Below are 21,427 nucleotides of genomic sequence, written 5' to 3' on the forward strand. Positions count from 1 at the left end.
GTCGCTTTTTTTAATATTTCACGCTCCATTTCTAAGCGTTTTACTTGAGCTTTTAATTTTCGGATTTCTTCCTGCTCAGGTGTCAGCTTGCCGTTCCCTCTAAATGCATGACCATCATCATTTTCGGCTTCTTTGATCCAGCGACCAAGAATCTGAGCGCTAACCTCTAAGTTTCTTGACGCTTCTGCAATACTGTAATTTTGCTCTCTTACCAGTGAAATGGCATCAAGTTTGAATTCTTTTGAATAGGTTTTACGTTTTTTCATTTAAATCTCCAGTTAAATCAATTATGTCTTAACTGGGTTAGTCGTATCAATTAAACCACGTCACAAGCCACAGATGACGATAAACTTACCATACTAGATATTTCTATGGAAAAGAATATCAATGGGTTAGAAAGTGTCTTAGATAACGGGGCAAGTGTATTTTATGTGGATCATCATCGCGCTGGTGATATTCCACAGCATCATAACTTACAAGCTCACATCGATCTTGATGCAAATATCTGTACCGCGTTGATTGTTGATAAGCAGTTAAATGGTCAATTCCACGATTGGGCTATTACGGCTGCGTATGGTGATAATTTAATAGCTAAAGCGGGGCAGTTAGCAAAGCAGGCTGGGTACTCAGCAGAGCAGGCTGAGCAGCTTAAAGAACTAGGTACGTTGATTAACTACAATGGTTATGGTGCAAATGTTAATGATCTTCATTTTTCGCCGGCTGAATTATTTAAAGCGTTATTAAAGTACTCATCCCCTTTTGAGGTCTTTGCGGATAAGACATCTCCTTTTTATACCTTACAGCTGGTATATCAGTCGGATATGGATAATGCGCTAGCTGCTGCCGCTAAGCATCAAAGTGAAAAACTGAGCGTGTTTGAGCTGCCTAATGAAGCCTGGTCTCGTCGTATTAGTGGTGTATACGGTAATTTATTAGCCAATCAATACCCAAATTCGGCTCATGTTGTATTAACGAAAAACCGCGATGGTTCTTATCTTGTCTCTCTTCGGGCTCCGCTCAATAACAAGCAAAGTGCAGATGATATCTGCAGCCAGTTTGCAACTGGTGGTGGACGCGCAGCGGCCGCTGGAATCAATCAGCTTCCTAATGAAGAGTTAGCAAACCTGATTTCGGTTATTGAAGAAACCTATTAGTGTTAGCCTTATTGTTGGTAAGCTGTTGATTTGTAATGCTCTTTCGTTCTTGTGGCGTTTTTCTATATGTTTGGGCTGAGGTTTTAACCTCGGCGTTTTGAGGTTGTACTTTCAGAGCAATGCCGGAGCTCGGTTCTGCAAGAGAGGGGCTCTTTTTAAGAGCCAGGTGTTTTTTTGGTTGTTTTGTGATTTAAAGTGTGATTATGTCGATTTAATCGGGTTATATTGGTTTTGTTTATTTATTCTTGGAATAAAAAATGTGAAACTTATCAATAGCGACTTTGTCTTAAAGTCTCATGATGGACAGAAAGATGTCACAGGCTCTTGTTATGAGTTAAGTGCTGATGGTAATCAGTTTATTAGTGGTTTGCGCTCTGTTCCAGTGGTAGGGAGGTCATAGTTCTGAGTACCCCTGTTAGATTAATTTTGATATCACCCACATTAAAGCGCTATTGAACACTCATTGCCATATCGACCTCCTGCACTATTGGTGATTGTTTCTGACGGCCCTATCTATTGCACTAAGGCAACTGTACTTTTCTGCGAATGCGTTCGCGAAGTAGATTTTATAAAAACAAGAGATATAGTTAAAGGTAAAAAAGTGGAATCAAATTTTTAGTGTTATGTTTTTTGATATACTGAATATTTATCAGAGAATACTTGTTTAAAAGATTGAAAATTTGTTGTAGTTTTGTCGTGCCTACTATCAGTTAATACATTTTCCTGTTCTATTTTGTTATTCAGATTGAATTATTTATGGCGGTATTCGGTTATTCATTTTAGGAATTATTGGTTTTATGATTTTTGCTTTTTTTCTTCTTGTTATTGCATTTTGCAGTTCGTTGACCGCAATTATAATGTTACGTCCCTTGGGAATAAAAATAGGGCTTACGGATAGACCTAACGCGCGAAAAAATCATGTCGGGCATATTCCATTAATCGGCGGCATTTCTGTATACATAGGCTTGTTTGTTACCAGCCTAATCATCCTTGTTTTTTATCCGCATCATGTCAGTGAGTTAATGACTTATCTGTTTGCTTCATTACTGATAGTTCTTACCGGCGTATTAGATGATCGTTTCGATTTGAGCGTTAGAATCCGTATTATTGTTCAAATAGTGATCACTTCAATTATGATGTTTGTTGCTGGTGACGCCCTTTTTAATGTGGGCAATTTATTTGGTTTTGGTGATATTAATATGGGCTATTTTGCTTATCCGCTTACCGTTATCATAGTTATAGGCTCAATTAGTGCCTACAACATGGTTGACGGCATTGATGGTTTAATTGGTGGGATAAGTGTTGCGACCTTTATTCCTTTGTCGGTTTTGTTTTACCTTTCTGAAGATATCCATGAAATGTTTTTCTGTTTATTATGCTTAGCAGTTTTAACGCCTTATCTTCTGTATAATTTACAGCTAACTAAGTACTGTTCTAAAAAAATATTTATGGGTGATGCCGGAAGTATGTTTCTTGGTTTGACCGTCGTGTGGTTGATCGTTATCGGAGGTCAAAAGCACTCATCTGGTTTATCAGCAGACACTTCGGCTTTTTCTCCCATTATAGGAGTCTGGATCCTTGCTTTACCTTTATTGGATATGATTTCCATTATGCTTCGCCGCATAAAAAAAGGTTTTTCTCCTTTCAAACCGGATCGAGACCATTTACACCATATATTTATGAGGGCTGGTTTTAGTTCAAGAGAAACCCTGATAATAATTACCATTATATCTTTACTGCTAAGTTCGATTGGTGTTTTAACAACACTTTACTCGGTTCCTGACTATTTACAGCTAGGTGCATTTTTAAGTTTATTACTTGCCTATAATTATTCACTCTCTCGCGTATGGGTACTGGTGACTATTTACCGCGGAGGTACAACGGTCAATCGATTATCCAGATAAAACAAGAATAAAAGACAGGTGATAGATAAAATGTAAACGACCTGATTATGTGAAATGGAATAGTGTTCTACGAAACTGGAGGGGATAATCCTAGCGTTTTTATTTTGTACTTTCAGCACACCCCTGGAGCTGGCAATTATTCTGATGCTGAGGAGTGTGTTACACATTTTAAAAGATATTCATAAGTTGTAAAGTGAGTTAGTGATAAATTATTCTCCTATTATGCTTAAATGTAGCGCTGGATATTGGCCGGGCCACATTGGTAATGCTCTAAAAGCAGAACTAATGATAACTTTCAAATCTTCGATTTTTCACCTGAATAATTATGGGTAGATATGTGATAGACTTTAGCAATTTCTATTTTTAATTTTTTAACTCAGGAATAATTATGATTTTAATCACCGGTGGTGCCGGCTTTATAGGCAGCGCAGTTGTGCGTCATATTATCGGCAACACAAATGATTCTGTTGTTAATGTGGACTGTTTAACTTATGCAGGCAATGTTGAGTCTGTTGCGACTGTTTCTGACAGTGACCGTTACCATTTTGTACAGGCAGATATTTGTGACGCTAAAGCTATGGCGGACGTTTTTAAACAATATCAGCCAGATGCAGTAATGCATTTAGCGGCCGAGTCACATGTGGATCGTTCAATCGATGGTCCTGCGGATTTCATGCAGACTAATATTATCGGTACATTTACCTTGTTAGAAGCTGCACGTAGTTATTGGACTATTTTGCCTGAAGACAAAAAACAGGCTTTTCGTTTTCATCATATTAGTACTGATGAAGTTTATGGTGATTTAGAAGGTACGGATGATTTATTCACCGAAGAAACGCCTTATGAACCAAGCTCACCTTATTCTGCTTCTAAAGCTTCAAGTGACCACTTAGTCCGAGCATGGAACAGAACTTATGGTTTACCGGTTATTGTGACTAACTGCTCGAACAATTATGGGCCGTATCATTTTCCTGAAAAATTGATTCCACATATTATTTTAAATGCACTAGGGGCTAAATCGTTACCAATTTATGGTGACGGCAGTCAGATTCGTGACTGGTTGTATGTAGAAGACCATGCTCGCGCGCTTTATAAGGTTGTGACTGAAGGTATTGTTGGTGAAACCTATAATATTGGTGGCCATAATGAAAAAAAGAATATCGAAGTCGTGCAGACCTTATGCGAATTATTAGATGAATTAGTGCCAGCTAGAAGCAATGCCGCCACTAGTCATTTAACTTCATATAGTGAGCTGATTACTTTTGTAAAAGATCGGCCAGGTCATGACGTTCGTTATGCTATTGATGCTTCGAAAATTGATAAAGAGTTAGGCTGGACGCCGAAAGAGAGTTTTGAAACAGGTATTCGCAAGACTGTTGAATGGTATTTAAATAATGAAAACTGGTGGAAGCGCGTGTTAAGCGGCGAATATCAACTAGAGCGTATTGGGGATAAATAAGCATGGCTAATTATAAAGGCATTATTTTAGCGGGTGGCTCAGGCAGCCGCTTATACCCAATTACACTAGGTACTTCTAAACAGTTATTACCTATTTACGATAAACCGATGATTTTTTACCCGCTTTCTGTTTTGATGTTGGCAGGTATTAAAGATATTTTAATCATCTCAACACCAGAAGACTTACCAAACTTTGAGCGTATGTTAGGTAATGGTAATCAATTTGGTATTAAAATTAGTTACAAAGAACAGCCAAGCCCTGATGGATTAGCACAAGCCTTTATTATCGGTGAAGAGTTCATCGGTAATGATAATGTCGCTTTAGTTTTAGGGGATAATATCTTCTATGGTCAACATTTTTCTGACAAACTACTTGCTGCAGCAAAAGTCGAAAAGGGGGCTTCAGTATTTGGTTATCATGTCACTGATCCTGAGCGCTTTGGTGTGGTTGGATTTGATGAAGGTGGTAAAGCATTAAGTATTGAAGAGAAGCCGGAACAACCAAAATCAAATTATGCAGTAACGGGTTTGTATTTTTATGACAATGATGTGGTTGCTATAGCAAAATCTATTAAGCCGTCACTCCGTGGTGAGTTAGAGATTACTGACGTAAATATTGCGTATTTAGAGCGTGGTGATTTAAATGTTGAGTTACTCGGGCGTGGTTTTGCTTGGCTTGATACAGGTACACATGATTCACTCTTGGAAGCGAGTCAATTTGTGCAGACTATTGAGCATCGCCAGGGGTTCAAAGTAGCCTGCTTAGAAGAAATTGCCTATGTACAGGGCTGGTTAAGTAAAGATGAACTACTTGTACAGGCAGAAAAACTGAAGAAAACAGGTTACGGCCAGTATTTATTTGATATTGCAAATGGAATAATTTAATGAAGTTTATTGACACTGAGATCGCAGATGTAAAAATTGTTGAAGTCAATGTGTTTGGCGATGAGCGTGGTTTTTTTATGGAAACTTTTCGTGCAGATAAGTTTATGAAACAAACGGGTGCAAAACCATTTGTACAAGATAACCAGAGCAAGTCAACTAAAGGAATTTTACGTGGTTTACATTATCAGCAAACACAAACACAAGGTAAGTTAGTGCGTGTTACATCAGGCAGCGTTTATGATGTTGCTGTGGATATGCGTCAGTCGTCTCCTACTTTTGGTAAAGCGGTTGGGGTTGTACTTTCGGCTGAAAATAAACGCCAGTTATGGGTGCCAGAAGGGTTTGCTCATGGCTTCTATGTAATGACTGAGTTGGCCGAGTTTGCTTATAAATGCACTGATTATTACCATCCTGAGTCTGAAGTGTCACTGCGTTGGGATGATGCTGACATTGCTATTGAATGGCCGTTAGCTGATGGTGAACTGCCGCAATTATCTGAGAAAGATGCAAGCGGTTTGTCATTTAAAGATGCTCCTAAATTCGGTTAAAGAGTCGATTAAGTATGAAAGTATTAATTACAGGTAAAGGCGGGCAGCTTGCTTGGGAGCTTGAGCAATTAGCGCCTAAAGAGTTTGATGTTATTAGTGTTGGTATTAATGAGTTAGATATAACGGATGAGCATTTAGTCGCGCAATATATTGCGGCAACGAAGCCTGATTTGGTGATCAATGCCGCTGCTTACACGGCTGTAGATCAAGCAGAGAAAGATGTTGAGGCAGCTTACGCAGTGAATGAATCAGGTGTTAAGTATTTAGCACAAGCCTGTAAAAAGATTAATGCGCGTATTTTACATATATCTACAGACTTCATTTTTGATGGAACCAGTACTAGCCCGTATAAAACTGATGCCAAACCTAATCCGGTAAATGTGTATGGCGCTTCAAAACTAGCTGGAGATGCAGCGCTTCAAGAAATATTGCCTGAAGCAAGTGTGATTGTTCGTACTGCTTGGGTTTATTCGGTCAATGGTAATAACTTCGTAAAAAGCATGTTGCGTTTAATGCAGGAAAAACCACAGCTTGGCATCATTTATGACCAGGTAGGCACGCCGACATGGGCAAAAGGCCTCGCACAATGGTTATGGGCAATTGCAGATAAATCTAAAGTAAAAGGTATTTATCACTGGACGGATGCAGGTGTTGCCTCTTGGTATGATTTTGCGATTGCGATTCAAGAATTAGGTTTAGAAAAAGGTCTGCTCACTGAAGCGGTTCCTGTGTTGCCAATACCAAGCTCTGCTTATCCTACGCCTGTAGCAAGGCCTGCATTTTCAGTGATTGATAAAGCAAGTGCAGAAGCCGTTTCTGGGTTGAATACTGTGCACTGGCGCAAGCAGTTATCTGCTATGATGGATGGGTTACTTTAGTTGTATTATAAATTATGACTCTGCCCAACCGCATGAGTAATGACTTAAGCGATGTGGCAGATAAAGTTTAGGTACGTTATTTGTTTGGTAGTGATTAGTGTTGATGCATATTTGAAACGAGAGTTTTAACCTCTGCTTTTTTTGCTTTGTATTTTTATGTCTTCAATATGGTCTCGTTTTACTGACTCCTGCTTCAAGTGGTTTGGGTATATACCTCTTGCTTAATTCTTCCCTGTTTACAACGTAATAAAATAATACTGAAATGAAGTCATTATCAGCCTTACGTTTTATTGTAGCTGACTTAAATGTTATGTTTTGCGGTGAGTCTGAAAAATTATAGACATTTTTTTTCAGATACAGGTAAAATTCTGCTCTTTGACCTTGTGAATAAGTGACATGCTCCCATTAAGTACGTTTAAAACAGTTATTGCTTCAACCCCTTTGGTTTCTATTGATCTGATCGTTAAAAATAAAGACGGCAAGGTGCTGCTTGGAAAACGGACTAACCGTCCTGCTAAAGGTTATTGGTTTGTACCCGGTGGCAGAGTACTTAAAGATGAATCTTTAGACCTGGCATTTAATCGCCTTATAAAAATTGAGCTTGGCTTATCTGGCGTAAAAGCAGGTTTTAAAGGTGTTTATCAGCACTTTTATGAAGATAACTTTTCAGAAGATAACTTTACGACTCATTATGTTGTTTTGGCTTATGAAATCATCTTTAATGGTGAGTTATCTTCATTGCCAGATGAGCAGCATTCTGGATATAGCTGGTTTAGCGAATCAGGTTTATTAGAAGATAGCGACGTTCATACTCATACAAAATGGTATTTTCAGGCTGATAAGCAAGCCGATTTTTTGTTCAACTAAAATTAACACTCCGTTTTACTACAAAATGGAGGGAATTCAAAATCACAAGATTGGATAAATATTAATATGATCACTCCTGTTATTATGGCCGGTGGCTCCGGTTCTCGTTTATGGCCCCTAAGTCGTTCTTTATATCCTAAACAGTTTTTAGCCCTGACGGGTAAACAGACAATGCTGCAGGAAACCGTGCAGAGATTAGTTGGATTAGACGTTAGTACTCCAGTGGTTATTTGCAATGAAGAGCACCGCTTTATTGCTGCTGAACAGTTGCGGGAAATAAATAAGGTGGGTTCAATTATATTAGAGCCAGTAGGGCGCAATACGGCACCGGCTATTGCATTGGCTGCTGAGGTGCTTCAAAGCCAAGAGCAAGGCAATGATCCGTTGCTGCTTGTTTTAGCGGCTGACCATGTTATCCAGGATCAGGTTTCGTTCAGAGAAGCGGTAAAGAACGCTATCCCATTAGCAGAGCACGGGAAATTAGTGACCTTTGGTGTCGTGCCGACAGAGGCGCATACAGGTTATGGATATATTAAACGTGGTGACAGTGTCCCTAATTCAAACGGCTACGATGTAAATAAATTTGTAGAAAAACCAGATGCTGAAACGGCTTCAAACTATTTAGAAAGTGGTGAGTATTACTGGAACAGCGGCATGTTTTTATTTAAAGCAAGCCGTTACTTGCAAGAATTAGAAAAATTTCGTCCGGATATATTCACAGCCTGTAAAAAATCGCTTGAAAACCGCTCACAAGATCACGATTTCGTCCGCCTTGATATCGCTGAGTTTAAAGCATGCTCTGATGAATCAATTGATTATGCCGTGATGGAAAAAACTGATGATGCAGTGGTTGTGCCGTTGGATGCAGGCTGGAATGATATCGGTTCCTGGTCAGCGCTTTGGGAAGTGAATGTCAAAGATGCAAACGGCAATGCATGCAAAGGTGATGTTATGCTGGAGGACAGCAAAAACTGCTTGGTTCATGGCGGGGAGCGCTTAATTGCAACGGTTGGTCTTGAAGATATTGTTATCATTGATACTAAAGATGCGGTCATGGTTGCTCATAAAGATAAAGTTCAAGAAGTTAAACAAATTGTAGAAAAATTAAAAGCGGATGGTCGAGATGAATTCAAACTTCATCGCGAAGTGTACCGACCTTGGGGGAAATATGACTCCATTGATAACGGCCCTCGCTACCAAGTGAAAAGAATTACTGTGAAAGCCGGCGAAAAGTTGTCAATGCAAATGCATCATCACCGTGCAGAGCATTGGATTGTCGTGTCAGGTACTGCGAGTGTCACTAATGGTGATAAAACTTTCTTAGTAACAGAAAACGAATCAACTTATATCCCAGTCGGCACTATTCATGGGTTAGAAAATCCGGGTAAAGTGCCTTTAGAAATGATTGAAGTGCAGTCAGGCTCGTATTTAGGTGAAGACGATATTGTTCGTTTTGAAGATCGTTACAGTCGAGTATAAGGATTCAGCATGCGAGTCAATTCAAAATTAGTTAGTTCAACAGTTATTGCTGAAAGTGGAGTTGCTTTTGGTACCAGCGGTGCGCGTGGTTTAGTTACGCAATTTTCCCCTGAAGTCTGTGCCGCATTTACTCATGCATTTATTGCCGGTATGAAATGCGGCTTTAGTTTTAATCAAGTCGCCATTGCAATTGATAACCGTCCGAGTAGTTACGCTATGGCGATGGCTTGCGCAGCCGCCTTACAGCAGTTAGATATAAAGGTTGTTTACTACGGGGTGGTACCAACGCCTGCTTTAGCTTATGTTGCTCAAGAAGATGCGATTCCTGCCATTATGGTAACAGGCAGTCATATTCCCTTTGATCGAAACGGACTTAAATTCTATCGCCCAGACGGTGAAATAAGCAAGGCTGATGAGCAGGTGATTATCTGTGAGCAAGTTGAGTTTGCAAAACTTGATGAACTACCTGAATTAACTGTGAGTAACCGAGCCACTGAAACATATATTACACGTTACACCTCACTGTTTGCGACATCTTGTCTTACTGGTAAGCGCATTGGTATTTACGAACATTCAAGTGCAGGCCGAGACCTCTACTACCGTATTTTTGAAAAACTAGGTGCTGAAGTTATTGCGTTAGAGCGTAGTGATGAGTATGTACCCATTGATACCGAAGCTGTTTCTGAAGAGGATAAAGCTAAGGCGATTACTTGGTCCAAAGAACATAACCTTGATGCTGTTTTCTCAACTGATGGAGACGGTGACCGTCCGCTTATCTCCGATGAAAATGGAAATTGGTTACGCGGTGATATTCTTGGTTTATTGAGTGCAGAAGCCTTAAATATAGAAGCGCTAGCTGTGCCTGTTAGTTGTAATGCGGCCATTGAGTCGTGCGGACGTTTTACTTATGTAGAGCGCACTAAAATCGGTTCTCCTTATGTGATTGCTGAATTTTCTGATCTAGCCAAGAAATTTAATTCAGTTGCCGGCTTTGAAGCAAATGGTGGGTTCTTGCTGGGGAGTGATGTGCAGCTGAACGGTCAATCGTTAAAAGCGTTACCGACTCGTGATGCGATTCTTCCTGTCATTATGCTGTTAGCTGCTGCAGGCGAAGGAGGCATTTCAACATTAGTTAATGCACTGCCGCAGCGTTTTACGCATAGTGACCGCATTCAGAATTTTGCTGCTGAAAAAAGCCTGGCGATTCTCACACAAGGTAAACAGGAGCCGGCAAACTTATTAACTCTACTGGATTTTGATGATGTTGTGATAAAAAGTATTGATGAAACTGATGGTTTAAGAATTACATTAGCAGATCAGCGAGTTGTTCATTTACGTCCATCAGGTAATGCTCCGGAACTGCGCTGTTATGCCGAAGCAGATAGTTATACTAAGGCTGAAAGTACAGTTAAATTAGCATTACGAAATATTCAACAGTTATAACTTCGCCATGATTACTGGAATATATTTTGATTCAGATAATTGTGAGTTTAATGTATATTGCGCTGTTTAAATTAAAATAATTTAAAGGCCATTGAGCAATAATGATGGTGAAAAGAACTCCTTAAGGAACATAAAGAATGACAAAGAATAAAGTTGCATTAATTACAGGTGTTACCGGTCAAGACGGCTCGTACCTTGCTGAGTTATTGTTAGAAAAAGGTTATGAGGTTCACGGTATTAAACGTCGTGCGTCGTCATTAAATACAGAGCGTGTTGACCATATTTATCAAGATAATCATGAAAAAAACCAGAAGTTCTTTTTACATTACGGTGATTTAACAGATTCTTCTAATTTAACGCGAATTATTAAAGATGTACAGCCTGACGAAGTTTATAACTTAGGGGCTCAGTCCCATGTCGCTGTTTCTTTTGAATGCCCGGAGTACACTGCTGATGTCGATGCAATGGGAACATTGCGCTTACTTGAAGCTATTCGTTTTCTAGGCTTAGAAAAGAAAACCAAATTTTACCAAGCTTCTACCTCTGAATTGTATGGCGAAGTACAAGAGATTCCGCAAAAAGAAACTACACCATTTCACCCTCGTTCACCTTATGCTGTGGCTAAAATGTATGCCTACTGGATAGTGGTCAACTATCGTGAATCTTATGGTATGTATGCTTGTAACGGTATTCTATTTAACCATGAGTCTCCTCGTCGTGGTGAGACCTTTGTTACTCGTAAAATTACTCGTGCCATTGCTAATATTTCTCAAGGTTTAGAGAAATGTTTATACCTTGGTAATATGGATGCTCTGCGTGACTGGGGACATGCGAAAGATTACGTGCGTATGCAGTGGATGATGCTGCAGCAGGATAAAGCCGATGATTTTGTCATTGCAACAGGTAAGCAGATCAGTGTGCGGGAGTTTGTGACCTTATCTGCTAAAGAAGCGGGTATTGAGCTGGAATTCAGTGGTAAAGGTGTCGATGAAGTTGCTGCTGTTAAGTCGATTACTGGTGATAACGCGCCGGCTTTAAAAGTAGGTGATATCATCGTTAAAGTTGACCCGCGTTATTTCCGCCCGGCAGAAGTCGAAACACTGCTTGGTGATCCGTCTAAAGCAAAAGAAAAACTTGGCTGGGTTCCTCAAATTACCGTTGAAGAAATGTGCTCTGAAATGGTTGAAAACGATTTAAATAAAGCCAAGCAGCACGCAGTTTTAAAAGAGCACGGCTTTGATGTTTCTGTCACAATTGAGAGCTAAATGATGGGAAATACTATGAAACGTGTATTTGTTGCTGGCCATAGCGGTATGGTTGGATCCGCTATAGTTCGTCAATTAGGTCATGAAGATAATGTTGAAATTATAGTTAGAACTCGTAAAGAGCTGGATTTAGCTAATCAGCAGGCTGTTTTTGAATTTTTTAAAAATGAAAAAATAGATCAAGTTTATTTAGCCGCCGCTAAGGTGGGAGGTATTGTTGCGAACAATACCTATCCGGCTGATTTTATTTACGAAAACCTAATGATTCAGTGCAATATTATCCACAGTGCACACTTGGCTGGCATTCAGAAGTTACTGTTTTTAGGCTCATCATGTATTTACCCTAAATTGGCAGAACAGCCGATGTCAGAATCAGCACTGTTAACTGGTACGTTAGAAGAAACTAACGAGCCTTATGCCGTTGCCAAAATTGCAGGTATTAAGCTTTGTGAAAGTTACAATCGTCAATATGCTCGAGACTACCGTAGTGTGATGCCAACAAACTTATATGGTGCATTTGATAATTTTCATCCAGAAAATAGCCATGTTATTCCCGCATTATTACGCCGCTTTCATGAAGCAAAATTAAATAACGACAAAGAGGTTATTGCCTGGGGGAGTGGTAAGCCAATGCGTGAGTTTTTATATGTAGATGATATGGCTGCGGCCTCGATCCATGTTATGGAGCTAGATAAAGTAATTTACGACGAAAATACGGAACCTATGTTAAGCCATATTAATGTTGGAACAGGTGTTGATTGTACAATTCGAGAATTAGTTGAAACTGTCGCTAAAGTAATTGGTTTTGAAGGTGAAGTTAAATTTGATACCACTAAGCCGGATGGTGCACCTCGTAAGCTGATGAATATAAATAGACTTGAATCACTAGGGTGGAAGCACTCAATTTCCCTTAAGGACGGTCTTGAATTAGCTTATAAGTGGTTTTTAGATAATCAAGATCAGTTTAGAAAATAAGTTGTTTTATGAATATTCGCAATAAATTGATAGGGTTAAGTAAGCATGACGGTACGATGAGGTACTTGAAAAATACTTCATGGCTTCTAGCTGAAAAAGTACTGAGAATGTCAGTCGGCTTAGTTGTGACTGTATGGGTAACACGATATTTAGGGCCTGAAAATTTTGGCATTTTTAGCTATGCACAAAGTTTTGTTGGCTTGTTTGTGGTTATTGCTACGCTTGGATTGGATTCTATTGTTGTTCGAGAGTTAGTAAATAGTAAAGAAAAAAGAGACCAAATACTTGGGACAGCATTCTATTTAAAATTAATAGGAGCGTTACTAGTTTTAGTGTCTTTGTGCATCGCAATGCAGTTTACTGAACACTCAAACCAGCTAAATATATACATTTTTATTATTGCTGCAGGTACTGTTTTCCAAAGTGTTAATGTTATTGATTATTATCTGCAAAGTGAAGTTTTAAGTAAGTATGTCGTATATAGTCATTTAATCACGTTACTTTTATCATCTGTTATTAAATTAGCCCTTATTTATTTCGAAGCTCCTCTGGTGTATTTTGTATTTGTTGTTTTATTCGATTCGCTCGTGATTGCTGTTAACCAAGTGTGTTTTTATTTTTATTTAAAGTTGAGCCCTTTAAAGTGGGGATTTAATAAGGCAACTGCAATTTCTATGTTAAAAGAGTCGTATCCTTTAATTCTTGCTGGTGTTATTAACTCGATTTATATGAAAATTGATCTGGTTATGATTAATAGTATGCTAAGCGCTGAAAGTGTTGGCTACTACTCTTCAGCGGTTAAGTTGAGTGAGGTATGGTTTGGAGTTGGAGTTCTAATTTGTAATTCGTTATTCCCTGCAATAGTAAATGCAAAACAAATTTCTGAGCAGCTGTATTATTCAAGAGTATACAAACTTTTTAGGTCACTAACTTTTGTCGCATATATACTGGCCTTAATCGTGTGGCTTCTATCTGAACAAATTATTCTTGGGCTATACGGGGAAGAGTTTATTGATGCTTCGCCTGTTCTTTCTGTACATATTCTTTCTGCTATTTTTGTATATTTAGGAGTGTCTAGTGGGCGTTGGCTGATTAGCGAGGGACTGACTAAGTTTAATTTATACAGAAATTTAGCAGCCTTATTTGTTAACATTGGCTTAAATATTGTTTTTATAAATAAATTTGGAATAATAGGTGCGGCTTACGCTAGTTTAATCTCATATATTGTTGGATTTTATTTATTCGATTTATGTTTTAAAAATACTAGATATATACTTTTGTTAAAAACCAAAGCGTTGCTCTTAATTTTTCCTTACACTCCTTCAAAATCGGTGAATACGCGTGTTAAAAACTAAAATACTGACTTTCGTAAAACAGAATAAATATCTTCTTTTACTATTTAAAGCTTTAAGGTTAATCCAACAATCTTCATTGTATAAGGTCGATGGTAGCAAAAAGAAGTATCCAAAGGTTATACAGCTGCCCCTTACTTATAATTGTGACAGCAAGTGTGTTATGTGTAATATTTGGAAAATGGATCATAGTAATGAAGCTGATGCATCTGAGTTTTCAACTTTTATGCAAAATGATTTATTTAAAGAAGTTGAATCGGTTGGCATTAATGGTGGAGAGGTATCACTGATTCCGAATTTGGTTGATTATGTTGAAGAGATATTGAAGCTTCCCTCAATTAAACACTTAAACGTCATATCTAACGGCTTTAGGAAAAATGTATTGTTAGATTCGGCATCAGAAATCTATAAACACTGTCAAGAAAAAGGTGTTTCTTTTCATATTGCAATATCTTTAGATGGCGTTGAGCAAGTTCATGATGACGTACGTGGGGTGAAAAATGCATTTACGAAAGCGACATCGACAATTGATGAGATTATAAAAAATCAACACTTATACTGCGACAGCTATGATATAGGCTGTACCGTGATAAGCCAAAATATTGATTATTTAATTCAATTAGACTCTTATGCAAAAGAAAAAAAATATAATATAAAATATAGATTGGGCATTGAAAATCTTAGAATTGAAAGCAATAAATTAGTTGAACAGTTCTCTGTGGTTTTTAATGATGAACGGCAAGCCGCGATGGAATTTTTCCACTACAAGTACTCAGAGACAAAATTAAGTGATTTAAAAGTAAAGTTCAAATACTTCTCCATATTTTATTGGTTGAAAGAAACAACTCCACGACGTTTATTAGGGTGTCATTGGAAAGATGAAGGTGTGACATTAGATTCTAGAGGAGAGTTATATTACTGTGCTGTTAAGAGTAAAAGCATCGGTAGTCTAAGAGCACAAAGTGGAGAAGATATCTTTTTTAAGCCTGAGAACATAACTTATCGAAGCTCATTAGTTAAAGAGAGCTGTGATAGTTGTATCCATGACTATCACGGAAAACCTGCTCTGAAGGATTTAATTGTTTTTTTTAAATCTCTTTTTATGGATAGATTAGCAATGAAATTATATAAATTAAAGTTAGGGTTTATGAAATGAGAATAACAGTCATTGGTTGGTATGGGACAGAAACAATAGGTGATAGAGGAATTCTAGCTGGTTTAGTGTCCATTTTTAATCAGTCATTTAAAAATTTTGAAATTAACTTAGGCAGCTTGAATCCATTCTTTACTAAAAGAACTTTAGCTGAAGACGCCTCATTTTTTGAAGAAATAACTGGAAAACCAGTTAGAATAGAATTATTCAATACAAAATCTTCTCAGGATCTCATAGAAGCTATTACTAACTCTGACTTATTAGTTATGGGAGGGGGGCCGCTAATGGATCTCAGCGAGCTTTGCATGGTTGAATATGCATTTAAAAAAGCTAGAAAGTTAGGAGTTAAAACTGCAATACTAGGTTGTGGTGTAGGCCCGTTATTTTCAAAAAATTACCGTCAATCCGTATTAAATATCTTTTTAAATTCGAATATTTCTATTTTGCGAGACAGTAAGTCTAAAGGCTTCTTACGAGGTATATATAAAGAGTTTGATCAAAAATTTGAGGAAGATAATGTCTTTGTTAGTTTTGATCCTGCTGTTGAGTGTACTCTTAAGTCAAATCAATTTGTTAGTAAATTAATTCCAGTAAACTGCTCTCCTGATTATATTGCTGTAAATTTAAGAGAGTTCCCGATTGAATACTCTGGAAGGTTGTCAGGTCACGATATCAATAGAGATTTAGTTAAATTTGTTGCCGATTTAGCGGATGAATTTCCTCAAAAAATAATAAAGCTGTATCCAATGCACTATTTTCATATCGGTGGTGATGATCGGATTTTTCTTAATAATATTGCTAGACAACTTAATCGTCCCAATATTTATGTTCAAAACTCTCCTTTAACATTAGATGAAACAATCGATGTTTTTAGAAAAGCCTTCTTTAACGTAGGAATGCGTTTTCATTCAGTAGTCTTACAAACTATAGCATCAGGGAAGAATTATGTTTTAGATTACACTGAGCCGAATAAAGGTAAAATTAATGGTTTTTTGAAGGACGTAGACAAAATCAATTTTTATAAAAATAGGTATATATGTTTACAGGAAGGTAATATTTCAGCTTCAATTATTAATATTGACGATATAGATTCTAAGTTTAAGTTTGATGATAAGCATATTTTATCGAGTTTAAGTATTTATAGCGACCAATTAAAAGCATTGATAAAATGAAAGTATTAATTGTCAATGCTTCTGACCTTAAAGGTGGAGCCGCTAGAGCTGCTTATCGCTTACACTTAGCTTTATTAAGTGAAGGAGTAGATAGTCACATTCTTGCTCAGTCCAAAGCCGGAAGTGATTTTCGGGTGCATTCCCTACAGTCCAAAAAACAAGCTTTATTTAATAAATTTAGACCTGTTCTTGACTCTATTCCGACTCGGATGTACGAGAGCAGATCACTGTTTAGCTCCTCATGGGTTCCTTCCTCCAGTTTTGTTAATTTTATTAATGATTTTAATCCAGATATTGTGCACTTACACTGGATAAATGATGGAATGATTAAAATAGAAGATCTAGCAAAGATAAAAGCACCGATCGTTTGGAGTTTACATGATATGTGGCCATTTACTGGTGGCTGCCATTATGATGATAACTGTGATGCATTTAAAAATAAGTGTGGAAATTGCATTATCTTAAACAGTAATAAACAGAAAGATCTTAGTAGGAAAGTTTTTAATAGAAAAGCTAAAACATATTCAAAAATTAAAAAACTCAATATCATCGGGTTAAGTAAGTGGTTGGAAAAATGTGCTAAAGATAGTGCTTTATTCAATGATAAAAAAATACATAATTTACCTAATCCAATTAATTCAGCCGTATTTAAACCATCTAATAAACTTGAATCTCGACTGCTCTGGGGGTTGCCTAAGGAAAAAAAATTAATTTTGTTTGGGGCTGTAGGTGCGACGAGTGATGAACGGAAAGGGTTTGCTGAATTATCTAAGGCACTGCGAATAATAGATAAAAGTAATATTGAGTTTGTTATTTTTGGTGCAAGTGAACCTGTTAATCCACCTGATTTAGGTTGCAAAACTCATTATGTTGGAAATTTACATGACGATATTAGTTTAGTCACGTTATATAGTGCCGTAGATGTCATGATTGTTCCCTCTATTCAAGAAAATTTGTCTAATGCAATTATGGAAAGTATGGCTTGTGGTAGACCTTTAGTTAGTTTTAATATTGGGGGGAATTCAGACCTGATTGAACATAAAGTAAACGGTTATCTTGCGAAGCCATTTGATACTAGTGATTTAGCGAATGGAATTAAATGGGTGCTGGAAAATGAAAATTATTCTTTACTATGCAAAAATGCTCGTTTGAAAATAAAAACAGAATTTGATGAGAAAATTGTAGGGAAAAATTATGTCAAATTATATAAAAAAATATTAAACACTAATGAATGATTATTTTATATTGAGAGTTATATTCGCGGGGTATAAGCATATTTATGCTAAAAAAGATTAACAATATACGAGTGATGCTATTTTGGTTGACTATATTCAATTTTACCCCATTTACTTTTTCCCAGGCTTATCCGTCATTATTTGGAAAACATGTTTTTGTAGGTTTAGTTTTAGTTCTTATTTTAGATTTATTAATTAATCAAAAAATAAAATTCAACCGATATATTCTCTTCATCTCCGTGCCTGTCATTATTTATCAGTTCATACTTTTTTATGTTCATGATGATTCGTCTTATGTGGGTTTTTTGTTCGCACTTATAATGACTTATATTATTTTTTGTTATGGATTGACATTTATTGGTTTGAGTCGAATGGCCAATTCATTTATTTATATAATGATGACTATGCTGGCACTTTCAGTGATTGGGAGTTTTCTAGCTTTAATTGGAATTTTAGAGCCATTTAGTACTTTTTCAAATCCAGATGGCAGGGTTGCATATAATTATCTATTAACGTTTACAAATTCTCAAACCATAACTAATGGTGGGAGCTTTATTAGAGCCGCCGGCTTTTTTGATGAGCCTGGGGCTTTAGCCTTTTTTTCTTTTTATGCAATAGTAGTAAATGAGTTATACCTTAAGAAAAATAAACTTACAGCCATTATTGCCCTAAGCACTGTTATAGCAACCTGGTCTATGGGGTTTGTAATTATTATTAGTTTGTATTTCTTATTCATTAAATGCCGTAAGTTAAGTGGAGTTGTTATGCTATTGCTTACTATTGCCTTTTTGCTGATGACATTTAGCTATTTGAAAGCAGACTCAAGTCCAATGTCCAAACGTGTTTTAAGGCTCACAATTGATAGAGTAGTTGTTAACGATAATGGTTCTTTTCAAGGTGATAATAGATCACATTTGCTCTACAGAGCTGCAGAAGAATTTGCGAATAATCCATTAATAGGTGCAGGCCGGAATGGGTTACGTGATGGTGATTATGCAGGGGCAAATGTTATGGCACCATTTGCTCGTGACGGAATTGTAGGGGGCCTATTATATTTCTCTTTATATATATTCTTAGTAGGTATTGTTATGTTGAAAATAAGAGTGAACAAAGGTTTTATTTCTTATAAAGAGGTCGTGTTAGTCTTCCTTTTAGGAGTTAACTTTCTCCACAGGCCAAATTTGGATGCTGGATTTGAGACAATATCAATGTTGATTGTGATTATTGTATTACTTCAAAGAAATAAATTACTTCATATAAGGAATAATGATGAATGCTCTAAACAGCTTACAGAAAATTTATAGTACCCAAAAAAATATAACAACTATCAAGCCTAAGGTTAAAAAATCTACGAAAGATTTGTTTGAAACTAATATATTTTTGACAGAAAGCAAATCTCGGCTATACGAAGGCGGAATGCGCACGCAAGGCAAGTTTAAAGAAAATCGTCCAGGTAAACCTCTTATAACGATCATTACGGTTGTTTATAATGGTGATAAATATCTGGAAAAAACGATACAAAGTGTTCTTATGCAGTCTTATGATAATATTGAATATATTATTGTTGATGGAGGATCTACTGATGGGACTCTTGATATAATTAAAAGGTATTCTGATGCTGTTGATTACTGTGTAAGTGAAAACGATAATGGTATATACCATGCGATGAATACAGCCCTAACGCTAGCCGTTGGTAAATATATTGGTATTCTAAATGCTGATGACTGGTACGAATTAAATGCAGTGCAATTATCTGTTAATCATTTGAAAAATAATGATGCTCTTTATTCTTATGGAAATATTAGGTTTATTAAAGAAGGTGCAACTTTTGAGAAAAAACCTATAGAAAAAAAGTTGCTTAGGGAAAAGGTACTTCAAGAAATGGCTATCCCTCATATTTCATTGTTTATAGGGAAGGAGGTGTATAAAAGTCTTGGGCTATTTGATACGTCTTTTAGGATTGCTGGTGATCATGAGTTTCTTGTTAGAATGGTCCACAATGAGATCAAAGGTATTTATACGGGTGAAATAATCGGTAATGCTTATGATGGAGGGATAAGTCAGCATGGTTTAGGTGCTAATTTAGAATCACTAAGAATTGCTTTGAAGTATGGGAAAAATCGATATTCAGCTTACTGGTCTTTCGTAAAATTTGTATTCAAAAAATTTCTTGCTAAGTTACTAGGTCCAAAAATCAGTTATTACTTGATGAAGTTAGTTGGCAGCAGGCATGTATAGAATTATAACATTTATTATGTTTACTCCTAATAAATTTAATTATCTCAATATATCTATTGATGCCTTACTTTGTTACTCATAAATTATTATATTAATAATTCACAGTTTCTATAATGGGTGCTCCATGAAAAAAATGACAATTGGTCTATTAAAATCTGAAAAGGCCTTTTATCCTGAAAATAAAGCATATAAACAATATTTAGAATTAAAGTTCGGGTACATAGTAAAAGAGTTTGAAAATATATCCGAAGCTGATAAATATAGTGATTTAATTATTTTTCATTGTGGCTTTTTACCTTTTTGGATTAAAACTAAAACCCCAATTATTATGGAATATCATTCTCTATCAGTTACTAAATTCCCCAAATTTAAAAATATATTAAAAAGGGTATTAAACCGAAAAGGGGATGCTTATATATTCTTGAGCGAAGTTGTACAAAATGGTTTTTATTTTAATTCATTGCCTAAGGATAAATATATTATTCGAGGGATGGGAGTTGATACTAGTCTAGCTAATGATAATGTATGTGAAAAGCTTTATGACTTTATTTATATGGGGACTCTAAGTCGTACTGATGTAAAAAGTTATATTTTAAAAATAGCTCAGAGTGGATTTTCAATTATCGTTGCCGGGTGTAGCTTAGAAGACAAAGATTTTTTTAAAGAAAACAATAACGTAATATGCTACGGTCGAATTCAGCAAGAAGAGTTGTTTTTACTAGCTAAAAAATGTAAATACGGGCTAAATTATACCCCGGATGTATATCCATTGAATATACAAGATAGCACGAAGGTAATAGAGTATTGCGCGTTGGGCCTAAAAGTAGTTACAAACAAGTATTCTTGGGTTAATTCATTTGAGTTATCTACAGGATCACAGTTTATGAATTTAAATGATTTTTTATCCTTACCATCTTCTATTGAAAATTTTGAGTTTAAGAATGGTTGTGTTGATAAATTTGGATGGGAACGAATACTATCAGAGTCAAAAATTGAAAACCTGATTCAAACGGTGATGAGATGATGCACGATACTTGGCGTTGGCAGTTAAATAACCCGAATAGCTATAATTAATCTTAATTTAGCACCATCCTCTGTGCAATGCGCTATGGCAGCTGGCTGCGAGGGGATATTAAACTATATAAGCTGAAAGCAGCTATTATAGGAACTGGATTCTGTCGACCTATTATATTCAGTGTTATTGATGCAATTAGTCTCTCGCATAAAGATTTTGTAGCCGACTCTAAAGTTGGAGTATATCCCTGAATGATGAACTCTGCTTCTGTTCACTGTAGAGCTTCTAGTCTTCAATACTTGATAAAGCGTATCAAAGCGAAAAGTATCGAAGTGTTTATTTATGAGTCTGTTTGAGCGGAAATGAATTTTCCATTCTGGTGTAATTCAAGACTTAAATGTATTCA

General features: G+C 36.6%; 19 protein-coding genes. 18 read left to right on the forward strand and 1 reads right to left on the reverse strand.

What is annotated here, in order from left to right; translation table 11 throughout:
- The coding region (locus tag G327_RS0116435; RefSeq protein ID WP_019615895.1) for an IS3 family transposase at positions 1-266 on the reverse strand (266 nt) is incomplete at its 3' end.
- A 105-nt stretch (positions 267-371) separates the two neighbouring features.
- Here G327_RS0116435 and G327_RS24950 point away from each other — a divergent pair.
- The 18 genes from G327_RS24950 (at position 372) to G327_RS0116525 (ending at position 21,030) form a co-directional block, all read left to right on the forward strand.
- The gene (locus tag G327_RS24950; protein WP_019615896.1) at positions 372-1,154 is read left to right on the forward strand and encodes a DHHA1 domain-containing protein; all 783 of its coding nucleotides are present in this window, start codon (positions 372-374) and stop codon (positions 1,152-1,154) included.
- A gap of 797 nt (positions 1,155-1,951) precedes the next feature.
- Complete coding sequence (gene wecA, locus G327_RS24955) at positions 1,952-3,058, forward strand: UDP-N-acetylglucosamine--undecaprenyl-phosphate N-acetylglucosaminephosphotransferase (RefSeq protein WP_019615897.1); 1,107 nt, start codon at positions 1,952-1,954, stop codon at positions 3,056-3,058.
- 385 nt (positions 3,059-3,443) lie between these two features.
- Positions 3,444-4,517, forward strand: a complete 1,074-nt coding sequence (gene rfbB / locus G327_RS0116450) for a dTDP-glucose 4,6-dehydratase (RefSeq protein WP_026339409.1) — start codon at positions 3,444-3,446, stop codon at positions 4,515-4,517.
- 2 nt (positions 4,518-4,519) lie between these two features.
- Positions 4,520-5,401, forward strand: coding sequence for a glucose-1-phosphate thymidylyltransferase RfbA (gene rfbA / locus G327_RS0116455; protein ID WP_019615899.1), 882 nt, complete (start codon positions 4,520-4,522; stop codon positions 5,399-5,401).
- Positions 5,401-5,949 (forward strand): dTDP-4-dehydrorhamnose 3,5-epimerase, encoded by a 549-nt coding sequence (gene rfbC / locus G327_RS0116460; protein ID WP_019615900.1) that lies wholly within the window; start codon positions 5,401-5,403, stop codon positions 5,947-5,949. The genes rfbA and rfbC overlap by 1 nt, the downstream gene beginning before the upstream one ends.
- A 14-nt stretch (positions 5,950-5,963) precedes the next feature.
- Positions 5,964-6,827, forward strand: coding sequence for a dTDP-4-dehydrorhamnose reductase (gene rfbD / locus G327_RS0116465; protein ID WP_019615901.1), 864 nt, complete (start codon positions 5,964-5,966; stop codon positions 6,825-6,827).
- Between the two features lie 396 nt (positions 6,828-7,223).
- On the forward strand, positions 7,224-7,694 hold the full coding sequence (locus G327_RS0116470; RefSeq protein WP_019615902.1) for a GDP-mannose mannosyl hydrolase: 471 nt from the start codon (positions 7,224-7,226) through the stop codon (positions 7,692-7,694).
- A 66-nt stretch (positions 7,695-7,760) separates the two neighbouring features.
- Complete coding sequence (locus G327_RS0116475; RefSeq protein WP_019615903.1) at positions 7,761-9,173, forward strand: mannose-1-phosphate guanylyltransferase/mannose-6-phosphate isomerase; 1,413 nt, start codon at positions 7,761-7,763, stop codon at positions 9,171-9,173.
- Positions 9,174-9,182: 9 nt separating this feature from the next.
- Positions 9,183-10,616 carry a phosphomannomutase gene (locus G327_RS0116480; RefSeq protein WP_019615904.1) on the forward strand — a complete coding sequence of 478 codons (1,434 nt, stop codon included), beginning with the start codon at positions 9,183-9,185 and terminating at the stop codon, positions 10,614-10,616.
- 137 nt (positions 10,617-10,753) lie between these two features.
- The gene (gene gmd, locus G327_RS0116485; protein WP_019615905.1) at positions 10,754-11,881 is read left to right on the forward strand and encodes a GDP-mannose 4,6-dehydratase; all 1,128 of its coding nucleotides are present in this window, start codon (positions 10,754-10,756) and stop codon (positions 11,879-11,881) included.
- Between the two features lie 15 nt (positions 11,882-11,896).
- Positions 11,897-12,856 (forward strand): GDP-L-fucose synthase, encoded by a 960-nt coding sequence (gene fcl / locus G327_RS0116490; RefSeq protein WP_019615906.1) that lies wholly within the window; start codon positions 11,897-11,899, stop codon positions 12,854-12,856.
- 8 nt (positions 12,857-12,864) lie between these two features.
- Complete coding sequence (locus G327_RS0116495; RefSeq protein WP_019615907.1) at positions 12,865-14,211, forward strand: flippase; 1,347 nt, start codon at positions 12,865-12,867, stop codon at positions 14,209-14,211.
- Positions 14,198-15,364 carry a radical SAM protein gene (locus tag G327_RS0116500; protein ID WP_019615908.1) on the forward strand — a complete coding sequence of 389 codons (1,167 nt, stop codon included), beginning with the start codon at positions 14,198-14,200 and terminating at the stop codon, positions 15,362-15,364. The genes G327_RS0116495 and G327_RS0116500 overlap by 14 nt, the downstream gene beginning before the upstream one ends.
- The gene (locus G327_RS0116505; RefSeq protein WP_019615909.1) at positions 15,361-16,533 is read left to right on the forward strand and encodes a polysaccharide pyruvyl transferase family protein; all 1,173 of its coding nucleotides are present in this window, start codon (positions 15,361-15,363) and stop codon (positions 16,531-16,533) included. Before G327_RS0116500 ends, G327_RS0116505 begins: the two co-directional genes overlap by 4 nt.
- Complete coding sequence (locus tag G327_RS0116510; RefSeq protein ID WP_019615910.1) at positions 16,530-17,768, forward strand: glycosyltransferase family 4 protein; 1,239 nt, start codon at positions 16,530-16,532, stop codon at positions 17,766-17,768. The genes G327_RS0116505 and G327_RS0116510 overlap by 4 nt, the downstream gene beginning before the upstream one ends.
- 44 nt (positions 17,769-17,812) lie before the next feature.
- The gene (locus tag G327_RS0116515; RefSeq protein ID WP_019615911.1) at positions 17,813-19,072 is read left to right on the forward strand and encodes a hypothetical protein; all 1,260 of its coding nucleotides are present in this window, start codon (positions 17,813-17,815) and stop codon (positions 19,070-19,072) included.
- On the forward strand, positions 19,038-20,006 hold the full coding sequence (locus tag G327_RS24960; RefSeq protein ID WP_019615912.1) for a glycosyltransferase family 2 protein: 969 nt from the start codon (positions 19,038-19,040) through the stop codon (positions 20,004-20,006). The genes G327_RS0116515 and G327_RS24960 overlap by 35 nt, the downstream gene beginning before the upstream one ends.
- A 124-nt stretch (positions 20,007-20,130) precedes the next feature.
- Positions 20,131-21,030 carry a glycosyltransferase family protein gene (locus G327_RS0116525; protein ID WP_019615913.1) on the forward strand — a complete coding sequence of 300 codons (900 nt, stop codon included), beginning with the start codon at positions 20,131-20,133 and terminating at the stop codon, positions 21,028-21,030.
- The last annotated feature ends 397 nt before the right edge of the window (positions 21,031-21,427 follow it).

This window comes from Psychromonas ossibalaenae ATCC BAA-1528 (assembly GCF_000381745.1).
Lineage (GTDB): Bacteria > Pseudomonadota > Gammaproteobacteria > Enterobacterales > Psychromonadaceae > Psychromonas > Psychromonas ossibalaenae.

Excerpts from the sequence above, each read along its gene's own strand:
- G327_RS24950 (WP_019615896.1), top strand. The coding sequence starts at position 372 with ATGGAAAAGAATATCAATGGGTTAGAAAGTGTCTTAGATAACGGGGCA.
- wecA (WP_019615897.1), top strand. The coding sequence starts at position 1,952 with ATGATTTTTGCTTTTTTTCTTCTTGTTATTGCATTTTGCAGTTCGTTG.
- rfbA (WP_019615899.1), top strand. The coding sequence starts at position 4,520 with ATGGCTAATTATAAAGGCATTATTTTAGCGGGTGGCTCAGGCAGCCGC.
- rfbC (WP_019615900.1), top strand. The coding sequence starts at position 5,401 with ATGAAGTTTATTGACACTGAGATCGCAGATGTAAAAATTGTTGAAGTC.
- rfbD (WP_019615901.1), top strand. The coding sequence starts at position 5,964 with ATGAAAGTATTAATTACAGGTAAAGGCGGGCAGCTTGCTTGGGAGCTT.
- G327_RS0116470 (WP_019615902.1), top strand. The coding sequence starts at position 7,224 with ATGCTCCCATTAAGTACGTTTAAAACAGTTATTGCTTCAACCCCTTTG.
- G327_RS0116475 (WP_019615903.1), top strand. The coding sequence starts at position 7,761 with ATGATCACTCCTGTTATTATGGCCGGTGGCTCCGGTTCTCGTTTATGG.
- G327_RS0116480 (WP_019615904.1), top strand. The coding sequence starts at position 9,183 with ATGCGAGTCAATTCAAAATTAGTTAGTTCAACAGTTATTGCTGAAAGT.
- gmd (WP_019615905.1), top strand. The coding sequence starts at position 10,754 with ATGACAAAGAATAAAGTTGCATTAATTACAGGTGTTACCGGTCAAGAC.
- fcl (WP_019615906.1), top strand. The coding sequence starts at position 11,897 with ATGAAACGTGTATTTGTTGCTGGCCATAGCGGTATGGTTGGATCCGCT.
- G327_RS0116495 (WP_019615907.1), top strand. The coding sequence starts at position 12,865 with ATGAATATTCGCAATAAATTGATAGGGTTAAGTAAGCATGACGGTACG.
- G327_RS0116505 (WP_019615909.1), top strand. The coding sequence starts at position 15,361 with ATGAGAATAACAGTCATTGGTTGGTATGGGACAGAAACAATAGGTGAT.
- G327_RS0116510 (WP_019615910.1), top strand. The coding sequence starts at position 16,530 with ATGAAAGTATTAATTGTCAATGCTTCTGACCTTAAAGGTGGAGCCGCT.
- G327_RS0116515 (WP_019615911.1), top strand. The coding sequence starts at position 17,813 with ATGCTAAAAAAGATTAACAATATACGAGTGATGCTATTTTGGTTGACT.
- G327_RS24960 (WP_019615912.1), top strand. The coding sequence starts at position 19,038 with ATGAATGCTCTAAACAGCTTACAGAAAATTTATAGTACCCAAAAAAAT.
- G327_RS0116525 (WP_019615913.1), top strand. The coding sequence starts at position 20,131 with ATGAAAAAAATGACAATTGGTCTATTAAAATCTGAAAAGGCCTTTTAT.